This window comes from Sutcliffiella horikoshii, assembly GCF_008180725.1.
In the GTDB taxonomy this organism is placed as follows: domain Bacteria; phylum Bacillota; class Bacilli; order Bacillales; family Bacillaceae_I; genus Sutcliffiella_A; species Sutcliffiella_A horikoshii_B.
In genome coordinates, this window is the sequence record NZ_VTEV01000015.1 from 11,345 (window position 1) to 32,906 (window position 21,562).

The following is a 21,562-nucleotide window of genomic DNA, read 5'->3' on the forward strand; positions in this document are numbered from 1 at the left end:
CTCTCACCCCCTACAATCCTACTGGTTTCTTCGTGTATGTCCGTCTGGTACGCTTCGCACCGCCTGCCAAATCCACCGCTCCTGCAGTAGCATCCGGTAAATCATCATGGGAAGCGCCTGGAAAGTTCTCAAACTGCTCAATCAACAGCCTGTGTTCTTTTCTAAAACGCAAAAAACCGTTTTCCACCAACGGCTCCAAGTTCTCTATACGCTTTTCTTTGTTTTTCTCTTGGTGGGACGCAATCGCCTTGATTTTCGAGTAAATCATTTCTTTCATGGCTTTTGACTTCAACTGCCGGTACATATCAAACCCGACCCCAATGGTCTCCACCCCGAATGTTTTATAGTTTCGAAGTTTCATAAACTCAATCGCTTTGTCGAGGGCAATGTGTGCCTGACATTTCTTTGCCCAGGCATCCATAATGTACATGGCACCCGATACCCGGTTTCTCGCAATCGTAACAATGGCATTGTAATCCGACCGTCGTGTTTTTCCTTGTGCGATATCCCAAAAGCCGTAAAAGTCCAGAGGCAACGGTCTCCCAAACGCATCGATGAGATCCGCATCGGTGAAATACGAAAACGTATCCGGATTAAATATAATCGATTCGTCATCCCTCGGGGTGTTTTGGTACTCGGTATTAAAGGCTTTGCTGCCGTTATCCCATTTCCACATGAAGAGTTTGAAAATCGGCTGCGCTTCTTGCCACAGTACTTTCGTCCCTTTGTCCATCTCTTCCCGGTGCTCTTTGTAAAAAGCGACCGCCTTCTCTTTTCGTTCTTCTTTTGAAAGATTCAAATCTTTGTATATGGACTCGCACTCTTGCCATAAATCCAAGTTATCCGGTTCCTTGATCAACGCTTTAAATAGACGGGACTTGAAATCCGCCCGCTTATGAATGACCTCATTGAGCAAGGCCTCCGCATGCACAATGGTTCCCATGTAGATAAACGCAGTCCGTTTTCCCATCGGTCCGCCTAATGGCATAACCGTTTGAGTAAACCAGTTCTTCAGCTTCTCCCGCTGCTCTTTGGTGGCAGCATTCGTTCGAATATCTTCCAAATCATCACAAATCACCATGTCCGGACGTGCCCCATTCCATGAGCGCCCACGCAAGGCTTGACCTGTAGATGCGGCTTGCACGAGCGTCAATGGTTTCCGTTCCGTTTCAGAAAGGTATTCCGTTGTGATGAATTCGTTGTTGTTGTCTCTTGGGTTCATTTGTTGTTTGACATGCAAGAGAGGACCAAAATCGGCAATCAACTTTTTATTGTGCTTCAACTGTGTCGCGATCCATTCCAAGTTAGCTGTGGCAACGGAAGGAGTCTCTGAAATCAAAATTAAGTATTTTCTTAGGCGGAATAAAATCTCCCTCAGTGGATTTGCCTTTGACAAGTACGTACTCTTTGCATGACCCCGGGGAGCTGCGGTTGCGTCTTTTGCATTCTTCTCTTCGGTGGAGATTTCATCCATCCGCTGACATATCTCTTTATGAAAGTCTGGAGCGTCTTCCGTTGATTCAATGTCAAAGTCTTCCCAGTTCCCTGTGTTCCCCGGGTTAAACCGCTCGGAGAAATATTCCATCGACAGATACAGTAAATCCACTTCCGAACGATGAATCCTCTCTAAGCGCTCCAGTTCATGTATATATTCATCGAGCTCCTCCAGTTCATCGGTCGTCAATTCCCCTTCTGCCTGAAGCATCACGTCAATGACTTCTTTAGTTGTCGTGATCAGTTCCGCTCTTTCTTTGCGGTTCAGCCAGCGGTTTTGTACCCATGCCATAAAGGAGCTCCTTTCCTAATCGTGATTAAATGCTACTAACACCGGTCCTTGCACCGAATAATCTTTGCTATTTTCACCGTTATACACATGCAGCACTGCTTCCTGCTCCACGTTTACCTTGACTTGCTTCACGCCCTGGCGCTTTACTACCTCTTCCCACAGCTCTTTTGTGCTGTAGTTCGTCAGGGAAGGTTCCGTGCCTATCCCTAATTCCTTTTGGATCTCGGCTACCGTTGCCTGAATCTCCTCTTGATACACATGGTCCACATTCGCTCGTGTCAAAGCTTCCAAATGACGTTGCAAGTCATCTACTCTTCTTGTCATAGCTTCTTTCCTCCTCCAAATAAAAAAGCACCACAATGGGTGCCTAAAGATGCTTGCTATATTTTCCGACAAACAGCTGCCATTCCCTGTGCTTCTTTTCCCGGGTCTCTGGAGGCGCTTCGTGTGCTTCTTTTCTCAAGCGCCGTGCTTCCTTGCCATAAAGCTCTTGGCAAATGAGCTTGCAGTCGCATTTCGTGTTCTTCACTTTGGAAGGGCAGCTTTCCTTTTTTAGGTTCATGGTTCGTGCCTCCAGTTTAGGGTTTCGAAAGTCCAAACGTTTTTTCGGTGCTCGGATTGAAGGAGCCCTAGTCGCAGAGGCCCGTCCGGGTGGCCCCCCGGGGGAGGGGGTGTTCAAGCCCAAATTTCCACTCATTTTTTATGCAAGAATTGAGGGAAATAATCTGAGAACGATCTTTCAAAACGTTGGTAAATCAACAATGAATAAAATTATGAATAAAAGATAAAATCAGGAAGTTCTCGAAACGCTGGTAAATCAACGTTTATACATCGAATGAATTCCCTATAACCTGAATTATGTCTACCAATCCTGTATATACAATACATGTCTATGCATTCGTGGTAGTAGATCGTGGCATGGTAGCCGCCCCAAAAATTCTAGGGCAGTGTCCAGCAGAAGGTGGCAGTGGGTGTAATTGCATACCATGTCGCCTAGAGTCTAACTATCCGTTCCAACGTCTTCTTACTAAGTAGCCAGTAAAACACTACTGGTTGACATTACTCTTCTCTTTGTACTTAGCTATGCGCTCCTTCATAGCATCTACATCTCCAGCCTTGGTGAGCTTATCATCTACAGATACGGAGTCGGTTAGCATGTCATTCATTTGCAGTAGTAGCTTCATCATTGCCGCATTACCGCCATCTACAACATGGTCTATCATGGAGGCAATTGCTTCTGGTAAGCGCTCACGTGTATTCCTAATCATTTGCTTCTTCAATTCTGATTCAAATAAAGGGTCCTTCATCCATTCGTATAAAGTCTGCCGGGATACTTTGCATTCATCAGCAATCTGCTGCATTGTTAGACCGCCGCGTTTCGGTAGGGCAATGTAGTTAATAGCTATCAGTTGTTCTGTACGCAATGATTTTAATGCCATGATCCACCACTCCTTTCTGTAAATAGGAAAAGGGCCCGGGAAAGATACCCCAAGCCCTTTTGTTCTATATACGCACGTATTTCATCTTACCTTAAATTTAACATTTTAGTATAAGGCTTGTCCAGTGTTATCTATAAGTTTCTTTCAGTTTCTCCAAATCAAACTCTAGCCCGTTCACATAAGCATAAACAAAGTTGATACAGTCCCGGTTTCTTTTGAAGTAAGTCCCTCGGCTACAGTTTAATTCCCTAAGCGCGTCTCTCGTTGATAAGTCCCTAATAAAACGGCACGAAGCAGCCTGGTACAGTTTCAATGGCATGGCATTGATTGCCTGATCCAACATGATCTTATTGAGCTGCCCACTCGTGACTCCGTCCTCGGGTTTCGGGCCACCAAAACTGAAGCCATTCTCCAAAGCTTCTCCAGCTTGTAATTCATGATAATACTCCAGCCATTGCTTCACTACCTTCTTGCTCACGCTGGTCATAAAAAACCCCCAATTGCATTGTTAAAAAATCCCATTCTCAAAATCTTAAAAAACATCTATATATAGTAATACTTATATAACATATATAATATATAAATATAAATATAAATATAATATATATAATATATAATTATTAAGGGGGTTATTTTTGTTTTCAATTCTTTAGGGAGAATTACTACTGTAGTTACCCCCTCCTTAATTTTTTGAACTTATATATTTTTTGTTTCCTATACTGGAATCCTTCAAATTCGTCCAAATTCCGCCGTTTTTCTTACCCTACATATACTAGTTTACAAGCTCCCTCATTCTCTTGTTTCCTCCCATTTGCTCCATTTTTCGTTTTCCGACTCCTGAACCTCATCTTTTTTACCTGGAACCTCTTCATCCGAAACACGAAAAACTTCTCCCGTGTCACAAACGACGACTTCCGAATCCTGGCACCCGTGCCTCTTTTCCTGCTGCAGTTCCTCCGCAAGATAACGGATCGTGGCATTAATGCTTGCCTTTGTGTCATCTTCCAGTCCTTCCATAGACAACAGCTGAGTCAAACATTGCATATCATACACGACGTAGTTTGTGGCTCTATACACTTCCGTCATAACAGGTGGCCCGAGTGTTAGACCCTTCATTGGCCTTCCTCCTTCACTTTCTTGTACAGCAGGATAGAGTAAACGACAATTAAGACCGTAATCATCCCTAGACTAAGACCATTCATGAAAACAACGGGTGTCGTTGTACCAAGTTTGTGATAAATATACGTCTGGGTCAGAACAACACCCATACCAAGTGACCAAAAAATCAGATTTAGAATATAGAATTGTTTACTCATATAATCGTCTCCTTCTTCGTTCAATATGGTCAATCATGGGTTTGACGCAATGGGTACGCCACTTTTTGTCATAGTCGTCATCACGCACTGTTGTCAGGTCAATAACTTCTGTAGGACGATTACCTTTAAACTGTAGCCCTACCATCGCCTGTCCGACAGAAAAGTACCTTATCTTGAAATGCTCCCTTTCTATGTCTCTGCTGATATGATCTAAGTGGTTCGCTAATTTGTTGTCGTCTAAAATGACTACAATGAATTTAACGGGCATTAGTTAGCCGCCTGCCTTTCCAGTATAAAAATAGCCCCGAAAATGTCCCTCATATCAATAACACTGCTGTCTCTGTTGTATCTGGTGGTGATGACGGCATTATCCTCCACGTTTACCCTTCTCGCGATAACCGAGTTGCCCGCAAGGATCTCCTTCATCGCCTCTGTAAGAGATAGCTTCTGCTCTTGGATGTGCCATTTAAGTGCCAGAACTTCATGGGAAAGATGCATGTGAGAATCTCCTTCTGCTTCTGAAGGCCTCCCGATATTTATGTCCCACCAAATGATCCCGGCATTTGTCCGCTTTACTCCATGAAACGTTTTATTGTCTGGGGTAGCTACCTCCCCTATTTTCAGTTGTTCAATGATTTCAATCGTACTGTAATTGTATGTTCGCATGGCTCATTTCCCCTTCCAGTTTTGTATTCTGTCAAACCCTGCCACCAAAACCCGTAACACGTGTAACATCCAATTCCCACGAGATCCTTTTTGCCTGACACGGTCAAGAAACATAATTGATTACCCAGGCTGCCAGAAACAAGAATCCGAATGACCCGAAGATTGCAGCTGTAGGGACCCAGAACGATGTCACGAGATACACGTTTTCGTCCTCGTCTTCCTCTGTGCGAAAGCCTTCCTTGTTCAATTGCTGGAGAAGGTGCCGGATATGTGCTTCAGTGGTCCCGAATTCTGACGTTAGACGCACGATGGACGTTTCTCCTTCCTCGGCTAGTATTCTACAAATCTCGTCTTTTATGACTCGCATACTCGGGCCTCCAATAAATGCTTATTTGCGAGGTTCCTTATAATTTCTAGTTTTGCCTCACTGTAAACAACATCGTTTGTAAGGTGTTTAATCTCGGAAAGTGTGACTAAGCAATCCTTAAACTCCTTTTCTATACTTTCAATTCTCCTGTCCCGTTCCCCAAGCACCATGGCATAATTACACTTCCCAGTTAAGTAGCCTTTTTGCAGTCCTTCCACCAGATTCTCCGCATCTTGCACACTGATCATGAAGTTCGCCATCATAAATTTCACTAACTCTTCCCTACACACGTGTAACCCCTCCCACAAGCTCCAAGAACCAGTCTTCATCCTTCATATCCAGTGCCATGTCAATAAGCTCTTTTTTGGCAACAGGCTCTTCGTTGGCTTTCACCAGGTATTCGGTGTGGACCCAAAGGATACCGTAGTCTGGAGCCTGCTTCCCTTTCTTACTGGTAACTTTCAATTCTGCCCGGTTTTCTTTGTGGTCCATTCGAAGGATATAGCCAGTGATGCCGTTATATTTTGGATGGCAACCTTTTACCGTGGCCCAATCCCCTGATTTCAGCATTCGGTCTGTGATTCTTTTATAAACATCTGCTGCCGCGATCATGGAGTAGGATAAACTGTCGAATGTGTCCTTGTTCATTTCTCTGATTCTCCTTTCTTCATGTCCTTTTTCGCCTGCTCATATCCCATGGAATAACCATGGCCGAATCCTTGTTCATAGATGCTTGCACGTTCGGCCCTGGCTTTGTCACGCTGCTCTTTGTTCGGTTTTTTCTTCCCCTTACGCTTGTCCAAAACGACACTCCCTTTACGAAATACGAGCCGCGACTCCCAGCGTTTTTACTTTTCTAGAAACATAATTATCGACACCCTTAATCAGGTTAGCTATCTCATTGGACATCTTGATGACTTCACTCAGACGGGTGTTACCGAGCACGAAATATTCCATGAACCCGACGACATTCACAATCCCAGTAATGGAACATTCCCCGACTTCCATTAACTCTTTCTTTACCCCTTCACCGGGTTTCAACGGCTTATTACGAACCCTGATTTCCCCTACACAATCGCGTCTTCCAAGGGCAGAATCAATACCGATGATAAAGGCGCCGGGGTGAGACTGGAAGATGGCTGCCATGCGTTCTTCTAGGTTTACCGCATGGACTGGTTGATCAATGGTGCCGTACACTTGAATAGTCTTCAGTTTTCGTTTTTCTAAATGACTCCCGACAAACGGGCCCAGGGAATCTCCAGTAGAACGATCGGTCCCGACACATACTACAATAATTTCTTTTCCAAGATGTGGTTTCAGTAAATCACGCAATGTTAGGTAAAGGCTTTTTGTATTTTCCATCCCCCGTGCCTCCTTATTTACTTCTTTTTAGGTCCAAATACACCGATTAAGTTCCCGATAAATCCAAATAAGGCACCTAGAACAAACACACCAAATGTAGTCATGTATCATTACCTCCTTTACTCTTTTACCAATGTAAGTTTCTCTACTCGGTTACTTAGCTCTTCTGCATTCTCAAATGCTTCGGCAAGAGCTGTTTTTTCCCTTACATGATACTTTTTATCCGCTATATTCTTTTGTAGTAACATGATTTCATTGTGTATTCTGCCGAGCTCTTTGACTATGTGCCGGTTCTTGGTAGCGTAATGATAAAGGGGTTCCAGCGCTTCTTGAAAGTTTTTTGCTACCCTTCGTAAAATACGGATCTCTTGCAATTCTTTCATCAGCTCGTTTAGTTTTACGTCATCCAAATCTGTTAATTCTAACGCATGAAGGATGTCTTGCTGCTTCCGTTGTATGGTCGCTATATCTCTTCCAGCCTCCTCGTAAAAGGCGATGGAGTTCGATAAAGCACCTATGGCACGTTGCACTTCTGTACTGGGGGTGAACTTGTTGTAAGAAAACTTGAGCTTTAACCTGTCCTTACTCTCTTTTTCTTTCTCGTTGATGATAATAGGCTGAACAATTTCTTTTACTCTTGTAATCTTGGGCTTGATAAAGGTGTAGTCATACTTTTCAAGCTCTGATAACAGCCGTTCCAGTTCATATGCTTGATCTCTATTCATTGGCTGCTCCTTTCTTTATAGGTTGTTTCGGTCTTTAGTAGGTGGGTGATAGTGTATTTCTCCCAGTCCCTTGAACCCGTAACCGAAAGATTCTTCACCCTTATCATTTCGTTTATGTTCTTCCATAAGATGTTGGAAAACCGCCTTAATTGCTTCGTCTGTAATATCTTCACGCTTTCCAGTTATCAAGCCTTTGCCGTTCGTTGTTGCGTACTCAATTTTATTTCCTAATGCTGTAACAACAATTTGTTTTGGCATTATTCTGTCCTTCTTTCTTTAAAGATTGTCTCGACCCATTCTGTGTAACAAGCCTGACACATGTCTTCTCCTAAAGAAGCTGGAGAGGTGTTTTGCGATACTAGATGCTCTTTACACGATTGACAGATTTCCATAAAACGGCCTCCCATCATTTATAAGCATCCTTCATCGCCTTTATAAAATCTTTCCAGTTCCGGCTATGCGTCATGTTCATCACAAAGATGAAGATAAACACACTAATTTCAAAAGGCAGCAGGATTAGGAATCTAACAATCTTGTACATTGTTTGTCTCCTTGAAAGCTTGTTCTACTCTGATGTTAAAGTGCTTATCGAATTGTTCTCTCAAGTACAAGTAGTCATCTTTGGTTAGTGAAAAATCATGCTGTGAATCATCCATATTGTTTGTCGTGTTAATAAAGATTTCGTTCTCTTCATCAAATGAAAAGTGCATATGGAACACTTGCTTTTCACATACATATTTCAAAGCAATTTCAATGTTATTCAATATCTCCCACTCTCCTTTTGCTACCGTGTTTACTCGTACAGTGCATCAATCTTCGGGATAAAAAGTTAAATCTGTTTGTTCCTTTACCTCGAATAAATACACCGTAGTTTTTCCGACATACTTACTTTCTTTAATGTCGATAATAGCGTCATTGTAGTCTTTTTTTGCTTTTTCTAATGAATCGTGAAAAACCTCGTCTCCTGACGCAGTATCTAATACCATCCATCTTTTACTCATTTCTTAACCTCCTGTTCTTTCCGCATAGTTTCGGTCAACCGCGTATTTTCGGACTACGACATTAAATTAACCATTTGTATTTTTTCTTAGCTTCATTTTTATCCAGCCAATGCTCATAGTATTTTACTCCGTTCAACCCTCTCTCTTTCCTATCTTCAAAGGCTTCAAGAGTAAAAGCTAAAATTCCATCGTCATCAAAATGGACTATTACAATTCCGCTCATAGCTCAACCTCCATTTTTAAGTAGTTAATGGGTCTACTACTCAAACCTTTTCGTATGTCATTCGAAAGATATCCGGTTTGCATGGATATCTTTCTCCTTTGACACCCGTGATGATATAGTCGCCTTCACTAATGATATGTTCTCCTTCCAAAGTTTTGAGGAAAGGCATTTTATCTTTCTCAAAATCGGGTGTGAATCCTGCGCTCAGACATTCGTCCTTTGTGAAAAAGCCAAACATCGGAATGTGGTATTTGAAATAGTCCTCCATCCCTTCTACATACACTTCAGCTTCTACCACGATCGGCTTCTTTCTATATTTAGCCATAACTTACCTTCCTTCCTATTGGATCGGTAGTACGTTAGTCATTTTGAGCTACGACTATCTTAGGTAACGACTTTAACGTCGTTTTAACGGCCACATCCAAGATCAGCTGCTCCCTTGTTGTAAGCTGGAGACCGATACGATTTAGTCCTTCTTCAATCCCGGCAATTAAACCCTGCTGCTGTTCTTCATTCAGTTCTATCATTCCTTTGCCCCCCGTTTTCTTTCGCCTATCTTACTGTAGATGTCCGCGATCACCACACCAGTTTTGGTAAGCTCCGCGTCATTGGTGATCAGGTGATGTTGATTCATCCTTGCCAACTGACTCTTGGTGATTAGCAGTAAGTTATCTACCGTTATGTTTGTTTTGTCTCCATCCAAGAACAAGAGACATTTCCCTTTAGGGATAGGACCATGAACCTTTTCCCATACCACTTTGTGTTTGTGTCTCCAACGCTTATGCCAGGGACCCTCATCTTGAACTTTTATTAAGATATAACCCTCAGCATCCATTCGTTCATACCCTACTGGCTTGTAATTATGAGCCTTCTGCCCTTTGACGAAAGACGTCTCATTTCCCCCGACATTGTAAACTCCTTTTGTTCCTTTATTCGGAGGATCCATACCCTCTGACCCTTTCAAACCACTGGAGAGCCTGTTGTTTTTCTTCCAGGTGTTCATCTGCCTCTTCGTGATGGTCAGGTTAAATGTCTCATTCACTAAATCAGCAAGCTTTTGATTGGAGATCCCTTTCACATGTTGCTTGATGAACGCTGCCTGTTCTTCAGTGAAAAGCTTTTCTTGTTCTGACTTTCTTTTCCTTGGAAGGTTGCTCTGAATACTGTGGTTCTTCTTAAAACTGTTAATCTGCTTTTCTGTAACATTGGTACCGTATTTTTCATTGAACAAGTCAGCGATATCGACGTTATACCTACCAGGAGCAACGGACCGGATAAACTCCCGTTGCTCCTCTGTGTATCTATGCCCCACACTTACCCCTCCAGCATTTTAGGTTTATGAAGGTCTTTTGATTTATACTCTGTATGGAATTTCTGAGCTTGTAAGACGAGTGTGCCGTTAGAGATGATTTGATTGGCAACAGTGGTCACGGCTTTCGCTCGCTCAATCTCCTCTTTTAACTCGTCACCCTTTATGTCTTCATCGCTTAAGCGCTCCAATTGTGCAAATAAGTGGTTATTCAAATCCCCTAAAGAGTTTTTCAATTCTCCTTCCTCCCACCACGTTTTATTTGGTTAGGGTGCTGCAGCTGATACGTGTTTCCGTTCCACTCAATGACTGTAGCGACCCCTTTCTTTTCCTTGATCACGAAAACGGGATCACTTTTCATTCTTTTTCAGTTCTTTCAAGTATTTTTCTTGGTACTGGACTTCCGTGATAGATTCGACTGAACCATCAGAACGTTTTGCTAGGTCAAAATCTGCTCGAAAGTAGATATCTCCTTCACTAGAAATATAACTTTCTAGTTTTTGCCCTCTACTTCTCATGACACCGTAAGAAAAATTAATCATTCGCAGCTCTCTAAATTCTGTAAGCCCCTGGGATTCAACGATATCCAGATAAGCTTTTCGAATTTCCTTTGCTCTCTTTGTGTTGCTTTTCAACCTACCATCCTTAGTAAAAAGCTTCCGATTTTCTAGGAATTTAATCTCACTGGAATCAACCCACAATTCTTTTGGTTCAAAAGCAATTTTCGTTACATTTTCAGCTAATAATTCCGCTACCTCGTCAATTACATTTCCCCACTTTGGAACAAGATCAATATACTTTTTCACTGCCAAATCATAGTGAGTGCCTGGCTTACTTTTGAAACACTGAACCATTAATCTCAACCCCCTTCACTTTTAATGCGGTCAAACAAATCGCCATCATCGGACTGTCATGGAGTGTCGCAGTAGCAAAATCGTCTCCGTAGCGCTTAAAGGAAAAGGTATAGCCTTTCTTGTTGGCATACAGTTCGATTTCCCCTTCTTCCCGAAGCTTGTCCATTACCAGGCGAGCATCTTCCAGCGATTCTGTTGGGTTGAATTCTGTCTCCGCATCCAAGTCGAATGGCTCCGCTACCCAAAACCCGTACTGATCTAACTCCCAACCCATCACTTTCTCTGCAATCAACTTACTTTGAGGCTTAATACGCAATGTCACATTACTCATTCATCTCGACTCCCTTCTTTTTTAAAAAGGCAATGGCAGCATCCGTCAATTTCCAGTAAAATACGTTTTTATCATCCTTGATGACACGAGTTACAAGTCTAGCTTTCTCTAATTCTCCGAACCATACATCTAGTTGCACAGCTGGTATCTCGTTTCCATTGGATGCGATGGCCCGGAGCAGAGCTTCACTTGCTTTCATTAACTCACCATGTAATTGGTCAGTTTGATCCGTAGCTGCTTCTTCCAAAAGCGGACACACGCATCGGTAACACCCATGGTGTTGGCAATCTCTTTATTCGTTCTGCCATTTAAACTGGCTATGACCACTTTTCTTTCTTTGTCAGATAACTTTGCCATAAATTCCTCAACAAAGATGTTGGTCATATCCACATAAACTGGGAGGGCCTCATGTAACCCAGCAATATCACTTTTAGAGCCTCCCGGTTTTTGAACATCATTTTCCGCATCTAGGGAAAGCGTAGTGCCAATACCTCTAAGGTAATCTCGAACCATTCGAAGCCTCTCTTGTCCTAAGTTGTACTTCTCCATGAGCTCTTCATCGCTTAAATGCTCGAGATTATAACGTTTGATGCTCTTTCCTATTTGGATCACGTTCACCGAGAACCGTGGACCTCTAGAATTTTCCTCAAAATAACGCTGGAGCTGTGCTAGTATTTTGGTGTAAGCATATGTTCCGAACTTTGCTCCTCCAGTTGAATCGTAAGCATCATAGGCTCTTAACAAGCCAATAACTCCTATGTTTTCAAGATCCTGAAATTCTAACCCGTTAACCTTGGCCATCATGTCGTATTTATGACAGACCTTCCTAACTAGTTTCATATTTTTTAGAACGGCGTCTTCTTTCCGCAGCATCAAACCATCAATCATTTTAGTTTGTACGGTTGAGGTCATGTTTCCACAACCTCCCGAGCCGTATAGTAATTTCCGAAGTCATCCCTTGCCAGTGGATCGTTCTCATCCACAGGAACCTTCTTCAAAGGTGCCTGGCACTCCCTACACTGAACGATGGTCTGTACTTGTGGAACGTATCTTTTTCCTCTTCCGCCGCAGTTAGGGCATTGATACCAGGTACGATAGCAATCCACCCCGTCTTTCACTTTTACACCTGTTTCCCAATGGGAGGTATCTTCTTCGGGTTCATTGACCTCTTCTTGCGGCTTTTCTTTTTTCGTAACCTTTGCTACTTCCGCTAGGGGAAAGCTATTGGAAGAGCCTCCAGTTAACGGCAAGAACTTGCTTGGTTTTTGTTCTTCTTTTAATTTTTCCGCCTTGTGTAGAGCAACTAAGTCTTCTACTTTTACTTCAATCGTTTTTGTGAAATTTGAGCGTGCTTCATCTAAAAAACCACCATTGAAAAGTTCAGGCTTGTTGTTAGCGCGAAGAAACTCTATGTCATTGTTTCTTAAGAAATCCCAAATCGCTTGCGTCAGACCTTGCACAAGTGGTTCTTTGTCATACCGACACAGCCCAAATTCCCAAAGAAGGCCATGTACCACTTCATGCAAGATTACTTTTGCTTCGGCTTCTTTTCCGGTAACATCCGTGTCTACCTTAATCGTTTGATCCAGATAAGAAATGTGTCCTACCAGGTCCTGACCCCTTTCATTCTTCATGTTGCTTTCCTTAGTCACTTTATAAGGAACCCCGCCGATCAACAGTTGTTTAGGTATCATACGGAAAACCCTCCAGTTAACAAAATGGAAAGTACATAAATGATACAAACCACTGCTGCAGATCCGACAAATCCAAGATACAATCCTTCACGATACCTTTTGCCGGCTCTCTCTTCTAAAGCTTCCATTTGCTTATGCTGACTCATCACCGTTAACCTCTCCGCCTTCCACATCCTTTTATACTGATCGGATATCTCCATAGACTCCCTAAGCTCTTCTCCCATTTGCGTTAACTGGGAAGTAGTTTCTGAACTCACTTTCTTCTGCACACCCTTTCTTTGAATCATTTCTTGCTTTTTCACGGCCTTTGTTAAGTTGCGTTTGCTTTTATCAAGTTGCTTGTCTAGTTGACGGCGATTGTACCCTTTCGTTTTCTGCTTCTTCACCATCATTTCTCCCCCTTTAGATTTAAGCTCCCATAAACTCCAGCAACAGCGCCTTTAATACTCGTTCCTCTTTCTGAATTCTTCCTTTTGACTCCAAGAATTTCACCCATTCCTCCGGCTTTAACTTGGATGCTACATGGTAAAAGTTTCGTTCTCGTTTTTCCTGCCATCCCTGAATATTGTGTGGTTTCAGATAGTTCATTCCGTTTACATAAACTTGTACATAATACACGTATTGAACGGTGTAATTGAAGAGATCCACTACCGAATTCTCCACACCCTCTTCTTTTACCAAAAGCTCACCACGGGTAAGCCATGTACGAAGGCGGTCCAGCTTTTTGTCCACTTCCCATTCCCACAATGTTCGGGCATCCAGTTTCATCATCCCCCGCATAAAACGGCTATCGTAATCCGTGTCCTTTTGAATAAACACGTCCGTTGCCATGGCCAGAAACATATCGAAATCATTTGGTTTTTTCATAAGGACCCTCCGTAAAAGGTTTTGGATCAAACGGCTTTAACTGATGGAAGTGTTCAAATTCAAGCTCCTTGATTTTCGTCCTTACTCTTTCAAGCCTCACTTCTCCGATTCCAAGGACCTCTGCAACGGCTTTAAGCGATAAGCCTACCCCAATGCTGTAGCTGATCTCATTTGTCTTTTCCAGCTCTTCTTTGGAAAAACTAGACCGGCTATTAAACTTTTGACTTCTTCTTTCTTGGTCTCTTCGTTGTTGCCTCGATAGTTTCTGCTGCACCATTCTCCCTCCATTTCTTGAACATACTGTTGAATAAATCCTCACTATATGGATCCTTAACAACTGGAGCAATCGCCCCGGTCCGTTTGTCTTTCCGATACCGGGAGACCACCCAATCCAAGACTAAGGGGTTATAATCTTCATCTGATGTCCCTTTTTTCTTAACAGCAATAACCCCTACCCTTTTACCTGAAGGTCTATAAGCACTGCCTGATTTAATTGCTCCTACATAATGAGAGGATTTAATGGTTAATGTCGGTGACTTTTCTCTCATTTCCGCTTCCTACTCTCTTCCAAGACTTGCTCCGCAATGGCAGAGGCAACAGCTGATACATGAATCAATTCTTCATACAGATTGGAAGCGTCCGTTGGTTTTCCCCAGCCTTTTTTCACTTGCATCGCCTGAGCCGATTCCCCAACCTCTTCAATCAAGATCATTAACCATGTACCAAGATCATGACGCTGATGGCCCCATTTTTCGTTTTGTCTAAGTCGTTCATTTAACACATCTTCATTGACTTGCAGTAGCAGGTGAGCAAATTTCTGTATGCTCTCTGGACCGCTTTCTACAATGCTTTCTAAGTCTTTTCGTGTCATGGTCATCTAGCTTCTCCCCTTTAACCAATCCTCTAAATCTTGTTTTTCTCCCCACTTATACGCGACACTGGCTTCTGCTTCTACAGGTACCGGGAAGTTTGGAATCGGATCTTTTTCCATAATCATTTTTACAAGGTTACCAGCTGCTTGAATAATCTCCGGGTCATCATCCATTTCAAAGATAATTTCATCATGAATTTGTGCGATCATGTCTGTACTACCATGCATCATGGCGCCTTCTTTACGTCCAATTGCTTCATACACTTCGTTCTGGCAACGTTTCATAACATCTGCCGCAGCCCCCTGAATCGGAGTGTTAGCAGCTTGTCTCTCTGCACTTCCTCTATCTCCCCTGTGAGGGCTGTTGATACCTGGTAGCAACCGGATGTACCCGTACATCGTAGATACATAACCATCTTCCCGTGCCTCCAAGACTATCTCTCTTTGATACTGTGGAATTCTTGGATAAGCCGTTTTTACTGCCTCTACGATCTGATAGCATTCATCTAATGTCTTACGAACTTGGTAATCTACTTTAAACGTTTTTTGCAGGGCATGTTCCGTTCCACCATATGAAATTCCGAAGTTACCCGCTTTTGCATTAGTTCGTTCTATCTTGGTGATCTCTTTCTCGGGCTTTCCAGTTAAAACGGAAGCCGTCTTTCTATGCATGTCACCGTTATTATTAAAGAGCTCTATCATCGTTTCATCTTTTGCCTTCCAAGCCATAAGCCGGAGTTCAAACCCTGAGAAGTCAATCAAGAACAATGCTTTTCCTGGTGCCGGTACAAAGAAATTACGGATTTTTAGTTCATCCTTGTGAGGACTCGGAACATTCTGACCATTCGGATTAAAACTGTTGCATCGTCCCGTGTCTGTGAATGTACTGTAGCCCGCATGAATCCTCCCGCTTCGTTCATTTAGATACTTCTCTCGACCTACGATGTGAGAGGAAATCAATGTACTGTAAGACTGGATTCTCTGCAGTAGGGCAATAAGTTTCAACCCTTGCTTTTTATAGGGATGTTCTGGCCTTTGTGCAATCCTTACGGCACCCCTAACCTGCTTCTCTAAATTAGGATCCTTCTCCGGGTCTAACGCTTCCCAGTTAGGAGGAAGTTCCGCCGCTAGATACTTTTCTTCTTCCAAGTTATGAAGCTTGTTTTCTAGCATGAATTTCATGTCTATCAAAGCTTCTTTATCTAAACTTGGACCTGTCTTCCCAAATTTCGCTGCGGGTATTTTCACATGGTCAAAGAGTAGTTCCATTACCGCGCCGGTCTTTCCTGACTTACCTGGGTTAATGTCTAATCCAAAGTACTCTTTTCCAATCTCTGCGATGCCTTCCGCTGCTTTCTGTTGCTCCAGCAGCGCTTCTTCGCGTTTCTTGGTAGCAAGGGCTTTGTCCCATTTCATGCCCCAGTATTCCATCAGCCCTATAACACGCTGGAAGGGCATTTCAATGTCATGTAGCCATTTCTCATAATTCGGTATCTGTTTTGCTACTTCTAACCAATACTGGTAATGCTGGACCGCGTAATCTGCATCCTCTGCTGAGTAGAGAAGTCCATCACCTTTATCCGCAGCTATTTCGTCGAAGAAGTCTACTTTGTGCCTTTCCAGTAGTTTCATAAAGTCGTTCATTTCGACTCCAAATACTGCTTTCGTTGCTGGCTTTAGTCCCCAGCCTGTTGTTGGTTTCTTTAAGTTTTTCAATCGATGAGGAGCCACGATTTGTAAGCATCGAACCCACATCATCAATGGATCGGCTACCGGATTCAAAATATACTTTCCATATTTCGCTGCCCATTTTGATTCAAAGATTAGGTTGATTGCTATCTTGATGATTTTGTCATTGTGGAAAAGATGCGTTTCCAGTGTGTCCATGAACAGCTTTCGTGCTTCTTCTCTGCTTAACTCCGGTTCAAATACGTTTCCTACTCGATGACTGATAGGAATGACCCGGCTTTCGTGAGGAGCTGCTGAGATGGAAGCCGTGCATATCTCCCCTTTCCAAGGATCTAAAGGGGTGCGTTTATAGGCATCTGTTAGTCTCTCCATCTCCGATTCTTTTTCTTCCACTGTGATGCCTCCGGAGGCCTCTGCTCCTTCTAAAAGGCTTATTGCAGCTTGGTACTCTTCTCGTGTTTGTTCATCTGCAGCCGTTTCCCAGTCAAATCCCGCAAGACCTGTTTCTTCACATTTCTTTAAGTACTGTATTAGTTCTTCATTAGTTACAATTGGTTGGTAGTCTTTCACTTTTTGTGGCGAAATCTTCGGCCACTTTATGTTAAATTCCCCGGGCTTCTTCTTTTTGGGTAAAACATCAGCCAAGCTGGGTACTGGTGACCCATCGTCTTTAAACACTAAACCAGTTTTTTTAACTGGTACTTTTGCTAGTGTTTTTGGTTTTTCTCCGAATAGCGAGCCTAATTTCATGTGGACACCTTCTTTCTATATTACAAATCCTCGATTGTTTTTCTTCGGTACAAACAATAGCCTTGTCATAGTTTCTGGCCTTCCAGGTATTCGTTTTTTTAAAGTTGTTCTTAAAGTGCCGTTTTCTACTTTTGAAAGAATTAATTTTTCTTCTGCTAGACTTTTATACAAGGCTCGTGTTGTTAAATCAAACTCTTCTCCCTTTTCCTCATAGAATAAAACAACTTGAGGAAACACTACTTTTGGTAATAAGTAATAATATTTGTTGTCCTCATATCCAATTAAGCAGCCTTCTTTTTCCTCGTAATCACCCATTTTCATTAGGTACGCTTTTCCTTCTTCAATTAATTTTGAGATTGCGTTGAAAAACCTTACCTCGGGGGCATAGTCCAATAAATCTTCAAAACTTAATTCTTCATCTTGGTTTACACATTTCTTGTTATAAAGAGGTTTAGTTTTTTGTATAAAGAAGCGCTCCGCTTTTCTTAGGTTAATATCCTGTCCAAGATGCTTAGCGTATGTTATTAAGGCTTTATGCATATTTTTACAAAATAAAGCAGTGTGTGTTGTCCCATTAAAGTGCTGCTGTAATCTCTTTTGTACATTTTTGCTTCTCCCTACATAAAGAAGTTTTCCTGCAATATCATAAATTCGATATATACCGGGGTAAGGTTCTATTTTTGGGGTACTGCCTTTTTCACAAACTGCAGACGTTGGTAACCACATTTTCTTCACATCCTTAATATTTTTCAGTACACCCCACTCCCACAGTAGGGTGTACCCTGTCTTGCTTCGCGTTGCCACTGGACCCAAAGAAGGAAGGCGTCTTGCGTTCTCGTGTGCCCAACACACGACTTACCGTAAGAAAGTGAGGTTTCGATTATTACTGAATTTATATAAACTAAAATCCTGCTCTTCCCACGGAACAAAATTTTAGAAAATAAGTGTTCTAAATGTTAATGCTTGTCCATAAGCTTTTAGTAATCAGCTATCAAAGTGCACAAAAACCAATAGTAATACTGGAGTAGGATCTAATTCATCAAGTAAGATAACCGTCATGTTTTTCTGTAAAGTGAAGGCCTTTTCTTCATAAACCAAGTAGCCGACTTCTCTTAAAACAGACAATTCGGTTGATGTGAGGTCTCTCTCCAAATCGTGAACAATACCGCTTTCCTTCTGGCGCAAACTTAACTTTACTTTCACCTTAACCACTCCTTAATATTCGTCATCTACCATATCGAACAGTCCAAGTTCGAAACACTTAGCTACGAAGCTATTAAAACGAGGTGTCTTGCGGTACCCACCAGATGTCATGGTAACCATCCGCATCCTAGCCAACTGATTCACAATGGCCTTGGCATCCTCTTTCTCAATGCTCAGCATTGCCTCTACGTCTCCCAAACGAAGGTAACGCTGTTGTGCAAAGAGTTTAATAAATTCGTAGTATTTTCCGTCTTTCTTAATAACATCCAACCTTCTTAAATCCCGTTCTATCTTCTTGAATTTCTCCGTTGTCATTTCTTCCTCTTTGATTGCAAGCTTCGCGTAATAATTAAGTCCACAACCTGGCGCATTATAGATCTCTTTTAGGTACGCCCCTATAAACTGGACATGCCCCGGATGAACCACAATTCTCTCTCCACTTTCGTCCACGGAATGCGTTAATGCTGCAAGACTAGTTGCGAGTCTTGCCAGCTTATTCCGTTGATCAGAAGGACTTACAAGTGGAATGTCATTTGCATTCCCATACACCCTACTAAGTTCCGTTGACGTCTCCAGTAATAGATCAATCGTGTCATCCGTGAAAATCACATCATCCGGTTTCCTACTCCATGCATAGAGGATGTTGTTTTTCATTGTCTCTGCTGAAATCATAGAAGGAAAAGTCGGTAGCTTTTGGTTATAAAGCGCTGGATCCACATCCGCTGCCCTCATGAAGATAGCAGCGTCAAAACGTCTGATATCCTCGTTGTTAAAAATATCCTTTAAGCTTTCCACTCCTTGTGCGTAATCCGCCAGCCGCTTCCCTTTTGGTACGTTTCCTGAAAGGATGGCACGGACACGGCAAGGTGTTTCTGCTGTAACCGCTCGTTTCACTTCTAGCTTTCCGTCTGATCGTGCGAGCGTCATTTCTCCATACTCGTCCTTCTCAATGCCTGTATCTTCATCAATCCAAAGAAGTTCTTTATCCGCTAATGGCCATGCTCCCCACACTATATACCAGGCACCACTCGCCCCGCTTTGTTCCATTTTGTATGTCAATCCAGTTCTGGATGTACTTTCTGCATTTACTCGAGAACCTAGTCCACAGAACTTCATGATTTTCTCAATCATGGCGCTCTTTCCTGTACCTGTGTCCCCTACTACTTTTGTCTCCACCCAACCACGTATTGGTCTACTGTCCCAAGGAACATTGAACCGTAATACACTATGGTAGGTAAGCAACATGGCCATCAATGTTTCATCCCGTTCTACGATGTGTGTCACATTGTAAGTGAGGTCATTACAGATGGCAGCAAGTTTTTCTTCAATTGCCTCACCGGTGTAGTCCGCCGGTTGAAATACGGCAAGCTGTTCTTTTACGTCCTCCGTTAACCGGAAGCTCTCCACCACATCTTGTAGCGGTTTTGCGCTTTTTAGTAACAAGGTACTTTCTTGGTTCTTCGGATGCGGATACACATAACCAGTCAGCTCGTAGTACTTATTTTCATTAACTGGAAGACCGCCTACCGCATACACCCTTCGTAAAACATATTTGTTGCTCTCTCCTGCTTCGGCTTCTTCATCTTCCTCTGCCATTGGAATAACAAGTAATTCATCTACATTTGTGTTCTCAATTCGTTCAATATTGTATTTTCCGCAATTCGGGATTCCAGATAACTGTTTCAGAATTCCGGTAATGTTGTCATCGCCTACCCCAGTCATTTGGATCAGTTCCCGGTCATGTACTCCGAGATCCTTAAACCCTGTATTGGTTGGGATATCGTATAAAGGACAGTGATACTTTTTGCAGCTGTCTCTCCCCCAGCAATGGTATTCAATCTTACTAGGCACGATATACGGAGTATGTTTCTTCCCGGCAATCATGACATTCGTTTTCACAAGTTTTCCGCTAAGGTTGGCATCTCCAGTTTTGGAGAGGTGGAGCACTTCTGGTTCTGCCTGATCCTCATCGCTGATTTTCTTCACACAAGGGCACATGTCCCCGGCACAAGCCACACGTTCGTAATCTTTTTCCCCTGGCTTTTTTGGCCCGTGTAAGCTACGAATGAACGCACAACCGAATTTGTAAGTATTGTCTTTACTGAATACGGCATCCACTACGCTTCGGGTGTTGGCAAGCCTTTGCTTCTTCTGGTAGTCACTGCCTGCGGATGTGTGTTTCAAGACCCATTCTTCCAATTGCTTCAATGTGTCTTCTCGATTGTGTCCCGCATCTTTGTAGTAACAAGCAAGTTGCACGGTTGCCTGGTTACGGTCCCCGTCTTTCTTCCATCCACCCTCTAGGATGTCTTGCACACAAACGGGAGGACTGCCTTTTTTGAAATTAAATTCCTCGTTATCGTACTTTCGATTTGTTGCGGCAGCCTGAAGATACTCCTGCATCTTATCGTGATAGAAATGGCCTGACTTCCCTCGGAGCTTTAACCCTTCCAGTCGGGAATCTTTGGTGAACACAGGCTCTCTTCTTGGAGTGCTGGCCTTCTCCTTAATTTCTTCTAAGGAAAGGGTTCGTACCTCGTCTAGACTTAATTCAATTTTGTAGAGTTTTGTTTTTTGGTGAACAGAGTTAGGTAACCGTAAAAGGCGTCTATCAGAATAGACCACTAAGTCCATGGAAGTAAGTTCTAAACGGTGAATGAGATACCCAGCAATATGCTTGAAGATTTTATGAAGGTCCGCTCTTGGATGAATCCCCAACGCTTGACTGTTGATTAATATGTGAAAACCTTTTGACCCTGAAAAATACACCCAGATATCTTTTTCTCGTATATCTAGATCCTCTGTGAAAAACTTAATAAGTTTCACTGCGTCTGCCTGGCTTACTGCGGGGTTTTCCGCATGATCTAGGTCAAAGTAAAGAGGAGCTGTGTAAGCTTCCCCTTTTACTTTTTCCGGATTCGCAAATGCTTGGACCGTAGCAAAACAGTTGTAGTTTAATGCTTCCTCTTGCTGGAACTTTATAAGATCCGAACGTAGAATACGGGTCCAAGGAATCTGCCTCCCATTTTGATCGCTGTACCAGGCGTCTACATATTTGTAATCTTCTGCAGTTAGTTCTTTCTTAGCCATTCTGTAAACGCCCCTTTGT

At 42.7% G+C, this 21,562-nt stretch carries 39 protein-coding genes; all 39 read right to left on the bottom strand.

Annotated features, from left to right (window positions below):
* Positions 1 to 10: 10 nt before the first annotated feature.
* Positions 11 to 1,786 carry a phage terminase large subunit gene (gene terL / locus FZC76_RS21670; RefSeq protein WP_148990187.1) on the bottom strand — a complete coding sequence of 592 codons (1,776 nt, stop codon included), beginning with the start codon at positions 1,784 to 1,786 and terminating at the stop codon, positions 11 to 13.
* Positions 1,787 to 1,801: 15 nt separating this feature from the next.
* Positions 1,802 to 2,110 (bottom strand): BC1881 family protein, encoded by a 309-nt coding sequence (locus tag FZC76_RS21675; protein WP_148990188.1) that lies wholly within the window; start codon positions 2,108 to 2,110, stop codon positions 1,802 to 1,804.
* A gap of 43 nt (positions 2,111 to 2,153) precedes the next feature.
* Positions 2,154 to 2,348 (bottom strand): hypothetical protein, encoded by a 195-nt coding sequence (locus FZC76_RS21680; RefSeq protein ID WP_148990189.1) that lies wholly within the window; start codon positions 2,346 to 2,348, stop codon positions 2,154 to 2,156.
* Between the two features lie 484 nt (positions 2,349 to 2,832).
* Positions 2,833 to 3,210: a phBC6A51 family helix-turn-helix protein gene (locus FZC76_RS21685; protein WP_316246632.1), complete on the bottom strand. Its 378-nt coding sequence runs from the start codon at positions 3,208 to 3,210 to the stop codon at positions 2,833 to 2,835.
* 142 nt (positions 3,211 to 3,352) lie between these two features.
* On the bottom strand, positions 3,353 to 3,712 hold the full coding sequence (locus FZC76_RS21690) for a hypothetical protein (RefSeq protein WP_148990191.1): 360 nt from the start codon (positions 3,710 to 3,712) through the stop codon (positions 3,353 to 3,355).
* Between the two features lie 302 nt (positions 3,713 to 4,014).
* Entirely contained in the window at positions 4,015 to 4,341 is a 327-nt protein-coding gene (locus FZC76_RS21695) for a hypothetical protein (RefSeq protein WP_148990192.1), read from the bottom strand.
* The gene (locus FZC76_RS21700) at positions 4,338 to 4,541 is read right to left on the bottom strand and encodes a hypothetical protein (RefSeq protein WP_148990193.1); all 204 of its coding nucleotides are present in this window, start codon (positions 4,539 to 4,541) and stop codon (positions 4,338 to 4,340) included. Before FZC76_RS21700 ends, FZC76_RS21695 begins: the two co-directional genes overlap by 4 nt.
* Positions 4,534 to 4,809, bottom strand: a complete 276-nt coding sequence (locus FZC76_RS21705; protein ID WP_148990194.1) for a hypothetical protein — start codon at positions 4,807 to 4,809, stop codon at positions 4,534 to 4,536. The genes FZC76_RS21700 and FZC76_RS21705 overlap by 8 nt, the downstream gene beginning before the upstream one ends.
* Positions 4,809 to 5,207: a hypothetical protein gene (locus FZC76_RS21710; protein WP_148990195.1), complete on the bottom strand. Its 399-nt coding sequence runs from the start codon at positions 5,205 to 5,207 to the stop codon at positions 4,809 to 4,811. Before FZC76_RS21710 ends, FZC76_RS21705 begins: the two co-directional genes overlap by 1 nt.
* A 103-nt stretch (positions 5,208 to 5,310) precedes the next feature.
* Positions 5,311 to 5,574: a hypothetical protein gene (locus FZC76_RS21715; RefSeq protein ID WP_148990196.1), complete on the bottom strand. Its 264-nt coding sequence runs from the start codon at positions 5,572 to 5,574 to the stop codon at positions 5,311 to 5,313.
* Entirely contained in the window at positions 5,562 to 5,864 is a 303-nt protein-coding gene (locus FZC76_RS21720) for a hypothetical protein (protein ID WP_148990197.1), read from the bottom strand. The genes FZC76_RS21715 and FZC76_RS21720 overlap by 13 nt, the downstream gene beginning before the upstream one ends.
* Positions 5,857 to 6,222: an IDEAL domain-containing protein gene (locus FZC76_RS21725; protein WP_148990198.1), complete on the bottom strand. Its 366-nt coding sequence runs from the start codon at positions 6,220 to 6,222 to the stop codon at positions 5,857 to 5,859. The genes FZC76_RS21720 and FZC76_RS21725 overlap by 8 nt, the downstream gene beginning before the upstream one ends.
* Positions 6,219 to 6,377, bottom strand: a complete 159-nt coding sequence (locus tag FZC76_RS23305) for a hypothetical protein (protein WP_187442181.1) — start codon at positions 6,375 to 6,377, stop codon at positions 6,219 to 6,221. Before FZC76_RS23305 ends, FZC76_RS21725 begins: the two co-directional genes overlap by 4 nt.
* 13 nt (positions 6,378 to 6,390) lie before the next feature.
* Positions 6,391 to 6,936 carry a spore protease YyaC gene (gene yyaC, locus FZC76_RS21730; RefSeq protein WP_148990199.1) on the bottom strand — a complete coding sequence of 182 codons (546 nt, stop codon included), beginning with the start codon at positions 6,934 to 6,936 and terminating at the stop codon, positions 6,391 to 6,393.
* A gap of 119 nt (positions 6,937 to 7,055) precedes the next feature.
* Positions 7,056 to 7,661 (bottom strand): hypothetical protein, encoded by a 606-nt coding sequence (locus tag FZC76_RS21735; RefSeq protein WP_148990200.1) that lies wholly within the window; start codon positions 7,659 to 7,661, stop codon positions 7,056 to 7,058.
* Between the two features lie 15 nt (positions 7,662 to 7,676).
* Entirely contained in the window at positions 7,677 to 7,919 is a 243-nt protein-coding gene (locus FZC76_RS21740) for a DUF7446 family protein (RefSeq protein ID WP_148990201.1), read from the bottom strand.
* Positions 7,919 to 8,053 (bottom strand): hypothetical protein, encoded by a 135-nt coding sequence (locus FZC76_RS23595; RefSeq protein WP_262372750.1) that lies wholly within the window; start codon positions 8,051 to 8,053, stop codon positions 7,919 to 7,921. The genes FZC76_RS21740 and FZC76_RS23595 overlap by 1 nt, the downstream gene beginning before the upstream one ends.
* 14 nt (positions 8,054 to 8,067) lie before the next feature.
* Complete coding sequence (locus tag FZC76_RS23600) at positions 8,068 to 8,202, bottom strand: hypothetical protein (protein ID WP_262372751.1); 135 nt, start codon at positions 8,200 to 8,202, stop codon at positions 8,068 to 8,070.
* Positions 8,186 to 8,425 (bottom strand): hypothetical protein, encoded by a 240-nt coding sequence (locus FZC76_RS21745; RefSeq protein WP_148990202.1) that lies wholly within the window; start codon positions 8,423 to 8,425, stop codon positions 8,186 to 8,188. The genes FZC76_RS23600 and FZC76_RS21745 overlap by 17 nt, the downstream gene beginning before the upstream one ends.
* Before the next feature lie 45 nt (positions 8,426 to 8,470).
* A complete protein-coding gene (locus tag FZC76_RS21750; protein WP_148990203.1) occupies positions 8,471 to 8,662 on the bottom strand; it encodes a hypothetical protein in 192 nt (63 codons plus the stop codon).
* Positions 8,663 to 8,723: 61 nt separating this feature from the next.
* Positions 8,724 to 8,885, bottom strand: coding sequence for a hypothetical protein (locus tag FZC76_RS23310; RefSeq protein WP_187442182.1), 162 nt, complete (start codon positions 8,883 to 8,885; stop codon positions 8,724 to 8,726).
* A 40-nt stretch (positions 8,886 to 8,925) separates the two neighbouring features.
* Positions 8,926 to 9,210, bottom strand: a complete 285-nt coding sequence (locus FZC76_RS21755) for a hypothetical protein (RefSeq protein ID WP_148990204.1) — start codon at positions 9,208 to 9,210, stop codon at positions 8,926 to 8,928.
* A gap of 34 nt (positions 9,211 to 9,244) precedes the next feature.
* Complete coding sequence (locus FZC76_RS23315; RefSeq protein ID WP_187442183.1) at positions 9,245 to 9,412, bottom strand: hypothetical protein; 168 nt, start codon at positions 9,410 to 9,412, stop codon at positions 9,245 to 9,247.
* A complete protein-coding gene (locus tag FZC76_RS21760) occupies positions 9,409 to 10,197 on the bottom strand; it encodes an HNH endonuclease signature motif containing protein (protein ID WP_148990205.1) in 789 nt (262 codons plus the stop codon). The genes FZC76_RS23315 and FZC76_RS21760 overlap by 4 nt, the downstream gene beginning before the upstream one ends.
* 2 nt (positions 10,198 to 10,199) lie before the next feature.
* Positions 10,200 to 10,430 (bottom strand): hypothetical protein, encoded by a 231-nt coding sequence (locus tag FZC76_RS21765; protein WP_148990206.1) that lies wholly within the window; start codon positions 10,428 to 10,430, stop codon positions 10,200 to 10,202.
* 114 nt (positions 10,431 to 10,544) lie between these two features.
* Positions 10,545 to 11,048, bottom strand: a complete 504-nt coding sequence (locus FZC76_RS21770) for a hypothetical protein (RefSeq protein ID WP_148990207.1) — start codon at positions 11,046 to 11,048, stop codon at positions 10,545 to 10,547.
* The gene (locus FZC76_RS21775; protein WP_148990208.1) at positions 11,026 to 11,379 is read right to left on the bottom strand and encodes a BC1872 family protein; all 354 of its coding nucleotides are present in this window, start codon (positions 11,377 to 11,379) and stop codon (positions 11,026 to 11,028) included. The genes FZC76_RS21770 and FZC76_RS21775 overlap by 23 nt, the downstream gene beginning before the upstream one ends.
* Entirely contained in the window at positions 11,372 to 11,578 is a 207-nt protein-coding gene (locus FZC76_RS21780) for a hypothetical protein (protein ID WP_148990237.1), read from the bottom strand. The genes FZC76_RS21775 and FZC76_RS21780 overlap by 8 nt, the downstream gene beginning before the upstream one ends.
* Positions 11,578 to 12,291 carry a sigma-70 family RNA polymerase sigma factor gene (locus FZC76_RS21785; protein ID WP_148990209.1) on the bottom strand — a complete coding sequence of 238 codons (714 nt, stop codon included), beginning with the start codon at positions 12,289 to 12,291 and terminating at the stop codon, positions 11,578 to 11,580. Before FZC76_RS21785 ends, FZC76_RS21780 begins: the two co-directional genes overlap by 1 nt.
* A complete protein-coding gene (locus tag FZC76_RS21790) occupies positions 12,288 to 13,073 on the bottom strand; it encodes a hypothetical protein (protein ID WP_148990210.1) in 786 nt (261 codons plus the stop codon). The genes FZC76_RS21785 and FZC76_RS21790 overlap by 4 nt, the downstream gene beginning before the upstream one ends.
* Positions 13,070 to 13,465, bottom strand: a complete 396-nt coding sequence (locus FZC76_RS21795; RefSeq protein WP_148990211.1) for a hypothetical protein — start codon at positions 13,463 to 13,465, stop codon at positions 13,070 to 13,072. Before FZC76_RS21795 ends, FZC76_RS21790 begins: the two co-directional genes overlap by 4 nt.
* Positions 13,466 to 13,481: 16 nt before the next feature.
* The gene (locus FZC76_RS21800; protein WP_148990212.1) at positions 13,482 to 13,940 is read right to left on the bottom strand and encodes a hypothetical protein; all 459 of its coding nucleotides are present in this window, start codon (positions 13,938 to 13,940) and stop codon (positions 13,482 to 13,484) included.
* A complete protein-coding gene (locus FZC76_RS21805; RefSeq protein WP_262372752.1) occupies positions 13,924 to 14,217 on the bottom strand; it encodes a hypothetical protein in 294 nt (97 codons plus the stop codon). The genes FZC76_RS21800 and FZC76_RS21805 overlap by 17 nt, the downstream gene beginning before the upstream one ends.
* Complete coding sequence (locus FZC76_RS21810) at positions 14,153 to 14,488, bottom strand: hypothetical protein (protein WP_148990213.1); 336 nt, start codon at positions 14,486 to 14,488, stop codon at positions 14,153 to 14,155. The genes FZC76_RS21805 and FZC76_RS21810 overlap by 65 nt, the downstream gene beginning before the upstream one ends.
* Entirely contained in the window at positions 14,485 to 14,817 is a 333-nt protein-coding gene (locus FZC76_RS21815) for a nucleoside triphosphate pyrophosphohydrolase family protein (protein WP_262372753.1), read from the bottom strand. The genes FZC76_RS21810 and FZC76_RS21815 overlap by 4 nt, the downstream gene beginning before the upstream one ends.
* Positions 14,818 to 17,250, bottom strand: a complete 2,433-nt coding sequence (locus tag FZC76_RS21820; RefSeq protein WP_148990214.1) for a bifunctional 3'-5' exonuclease/DNA polymerase — start codon at positions 17,248 to 17,250, stop codon at positions 14,818 to 14,820.
* A gap of 15 nt (positions 17,251 to 17,265) precedes the next feature.
* Positions 17,266 to 17,976 carry a GIY-YIG nuclease family protein gene (locus FZC76_RS21825; RefSeq protein WP_148990215.1) on the bottom strand — a complete coding sequence of 237 codons (711 nt, stop codon included), beginning with the start codon at positions 17,974 to 17,976 and terminating at the stop codon, positions 17,266 to 17,268.
* Positions 17,977 to 18,234: 258 nt separating this feature from the next.
* Positions 18,235 to 18,453, bottom strand: coding sequence for a hypothetical protein (locus FZC76_RS21830; protein ID WP_148990216.1), 219 nt, complete (start codon positions 18,451 to 18,453; stop codon positions 18,235 to 18,237).
* Between the two features lie 12 nt (positions 18,454 to 18,465).
* A complete protein-coding gene (locus FZC76_RS21835) occupies positions 18,466 to 21,543 on the bottom strand; it encodes a DNA primase small subunit domain-containing protein (protein WP_148990217.1) in 3,078 nt (1,025 codons plus the stop codon).
* Between the last annotated feature and the right edge of the window lie 19 nt (positions 21,544 to 21,562).

What these genes read in the sequence shown, in the direction of transcription:
- FZC76_RS21835 (WP_148990217.1), bottom strand. Translation starts at nt 21,543, where the DNA reads ATGGCTAAGAAAGAACTAACTGCAGAAGATTACAAATATGTAGACGCC.
- FZC76_RS21820 (WP_148990214.1), bottom strand. Translation starts at nt 17,250, where the DNA reads ATGAAATTAGGCTCGCTATTCGGAGAAAAACCAAAAACACTAGCAAAA.
- yyaC (WP_148990199.1), bottom strand. Translation starts at nt 6,936, where the DNA reads ATGGAAAATACAAAAAGCCTTTACCTAACATTGCGTGATTTACTGAAA.
- FZC76_RS23310 (WP_187442182.1), bottom strand. Translation starts at nt 8,885, where the DNA reads ATGAGCGGAATTGTAATAGTCCATTTTGATGACGATGGAATTTTAGCT.
- FZC76_RS21795 (WP_148990211.1), bottom strand. Translation starts at nt 13,465, where the DNA reads ATGATGGTGAAGAAGCAGAAAACGAAAGGGTACAATCGCCGTCAACTA.
- FZC76_RS21815 (WP_262372753.1), bottom strand. Translation starts at nt 14,817, where the DNA reads ATGACCATGACACGAAAAGACTTAGAAAGCATTGTAGAAAGCGGTCCA.
- FZC76_RS21810 (WP_148990213.1), bottom strand. Translation starts at nt 14,488, where the DNA reads ATGAGAGAAAAGTCACCGACATTAACCATTAAATCCTCTCATTATGTA.
- FZC76_RS21805 (WP_262372752.1), bottom strand. Translation starts at nt 14,217, where the DNA reads ATGGTGCAGCAGAAACTATCGAGGCAACAACGAAGAGACCAAGAAAGA.
- FZC76_RS21700 (WP_148990193.1), bottom strand. Translation starts at nt 4,541, where the DNA reads ATGAGTAAACAATTCTATATTCTAAATCTGATTTTTTGGTCACTTGGT.
- FZC76_RS21705 (WP_148990194.1), bottom strand. Translation starts at nt 4,809, where the DNA reads ATGCCCGTTAAATTCATTGTAGTCATTTTAGACGACAACAAATTAGCG.
- FZC76_RS21675 (WP_148990188.1), bottom strand. Translation starts at nt 2,110, where the DNA reads ATGACAAGAAGAGTAGATGACTTGCAACGTCATTTGGAAGCTTTGACA.
- FZC76_RS21740 (WP_148990201.1), bottom strand. Translation starts at nt 7,919, where the DNA reads ATGCCAAAACAAATTGTTGTTACAGCATTAGGAAATAAAATTGAGTAC.
- FZC76_RS21715 (WP_148990196.1), bottom strand. Translation starts at nt 5,574, where the DNA reads ATGCGAGTCATAAAAGACGAGATTTGTAGAATACTAGCCGAGGAAGGA.
- FZC76_RS21750 (WP_148990203.1), bottom strand. Translation starts at nt 8,662, where the DNA reads ATGAGTAAAAGATGGATGGTATTAGATACTGCGTCAGGAGACGAGGTT.
- FZC76_RS23315 (WP_187442183.1), bottom strand. Translation starts at nt 9,412, where the DNA reads ATGATAGAACTGAATGAAGAACAGCAGCAGGGTTTAATTGCCGGGATT.
- FZC76_RS21695 (WP_148990192.1), bottom strand. Translation starts at nt 4,341, where the DNA reads ATGAAGGGTCTAACACTCGGGCCACCTGTTATGACGGAAGTGTATAGA.
- FZC76_RS21790 (WP_148990210.1), bottom strand. Translation starts at nt 13,073, where the DNA reads ATGATACCTAAACAACTGTTGATCGGCGGGGTTCCTTATAAAGTGACT.
- FZC76_RS21755 (WP_148990204.1), bottom strand. Translation starts at nt 9,210, where the DNA reads ATGGCTAAATATAGAAAGAAGCCGATCGTGGTAGAAGCTGAAGTGTAT.
- FZC76_RS21690 (WP_148990191.1), bottom strand. Translation starts at nt 3,712, where the DNA reads ATGACCAGCGTGAGCAAGAAGGTAGTGAAGCAATGGCTGGAGTATTAT.
- FZC76_RS21735 (WP_148990200.1), bottom strand. Translation starts at nt 7,661, where the DNA reads ATGAATAGAGATCAAGCATATGAACTGGAACGGCTGTTATCAGAGCTT.
- FZC76_RS21800 (WP_148990212.1), bottom strand. Translation starts at nt 13,940, where the DNA reads ATGAAAAAACCAAATGATTTCGATATGTTTCTGGCCATGGCAACGGAC.
- terL (WP_148990187.1), bottom strand. Translation starts at nt 1,786, where the DNA reads ATGGCATGGGTACAAAACCGCTGGCTGAACCGCAAAGAAAGAGCGGAA.
- FZC76_RS21680 (WP_148990189.1), bottom strand. Translation starts at nt 2,348, where the DNA reads ATGAACCTAAAAAAGGAAAGCTGCCCTTCCAAAGTGAAGAACACGAAA.
- FZC76_RS21780 (WP_148990237.1), bottom strand. Translation starts at nt 11,578, where the DNA reads ATGAAAGCAAGTGAAGCTCTGCTCCGGGCCATCGCATCCAATGGAAAC.
- FZC76_RS21770 (WP_148990207.1), bottom strand. Translation starts at nt 11,048, where the DNA reads ATGGTTCAGTGTTTCAAAAGTAAGCCAGGCACTCACTATGATTTGGCA.
- FZC76_RS21775 (WP_148990208.1), bottom strand. Translation starts at nt 11,379, where the DNA reads ATGAGTAATGTGACATTGCGTATTAAGCCTCAAAGTAAGTTGATTGCA.
- FZC76_RS21710 (WP_148990195.1), bottom strand. Translation starts at nt 5,207, where the DNA reads ATGCGAACATACAATTACAGTACGATTGAAATCATTGAACAACTGAAA.
- FZC76_RS21725 (WP_148990198.1), bottom strand. Translation starts at nt 6,222, where the DNA reads ATGAACAAGGACACATTCGACAGTTTATCCTACTCCATGATCGCGGCA.
- FZC76_RS23595 (WP_262372750.1), bottom strand. Translation starts at nt 8,053, where the DNA reads ATGGAAATCTGTCAATCGTGTAAAGAGCATCTAGTATCGCAAAACACC.
- FZC76_RS21825 (WP_148990215.1), bottom strand. Translation starts at nt 17,976, where the DNA reads ATGTGGTTACCAACGTCTGCAGTTTGTGAAAAAGGCAGTACCCCAAAA.
- FZC76_RS23600 (WP_262372751.1), bottom strand. Translation starts at nt 8,202, where the DNA reads ATGTACAAGATTGTTAGATTCCTAATCCTGCTGCCTTTTGAAATTAGT.
- FZC76_RS21785 (WP_148990209.1), bottom strand. Translation starts at nt 12,291, where the DNA reads ATGACCTCAACCGTACAAACTAAAATGATTGATGGTTTGATGCTGCGG.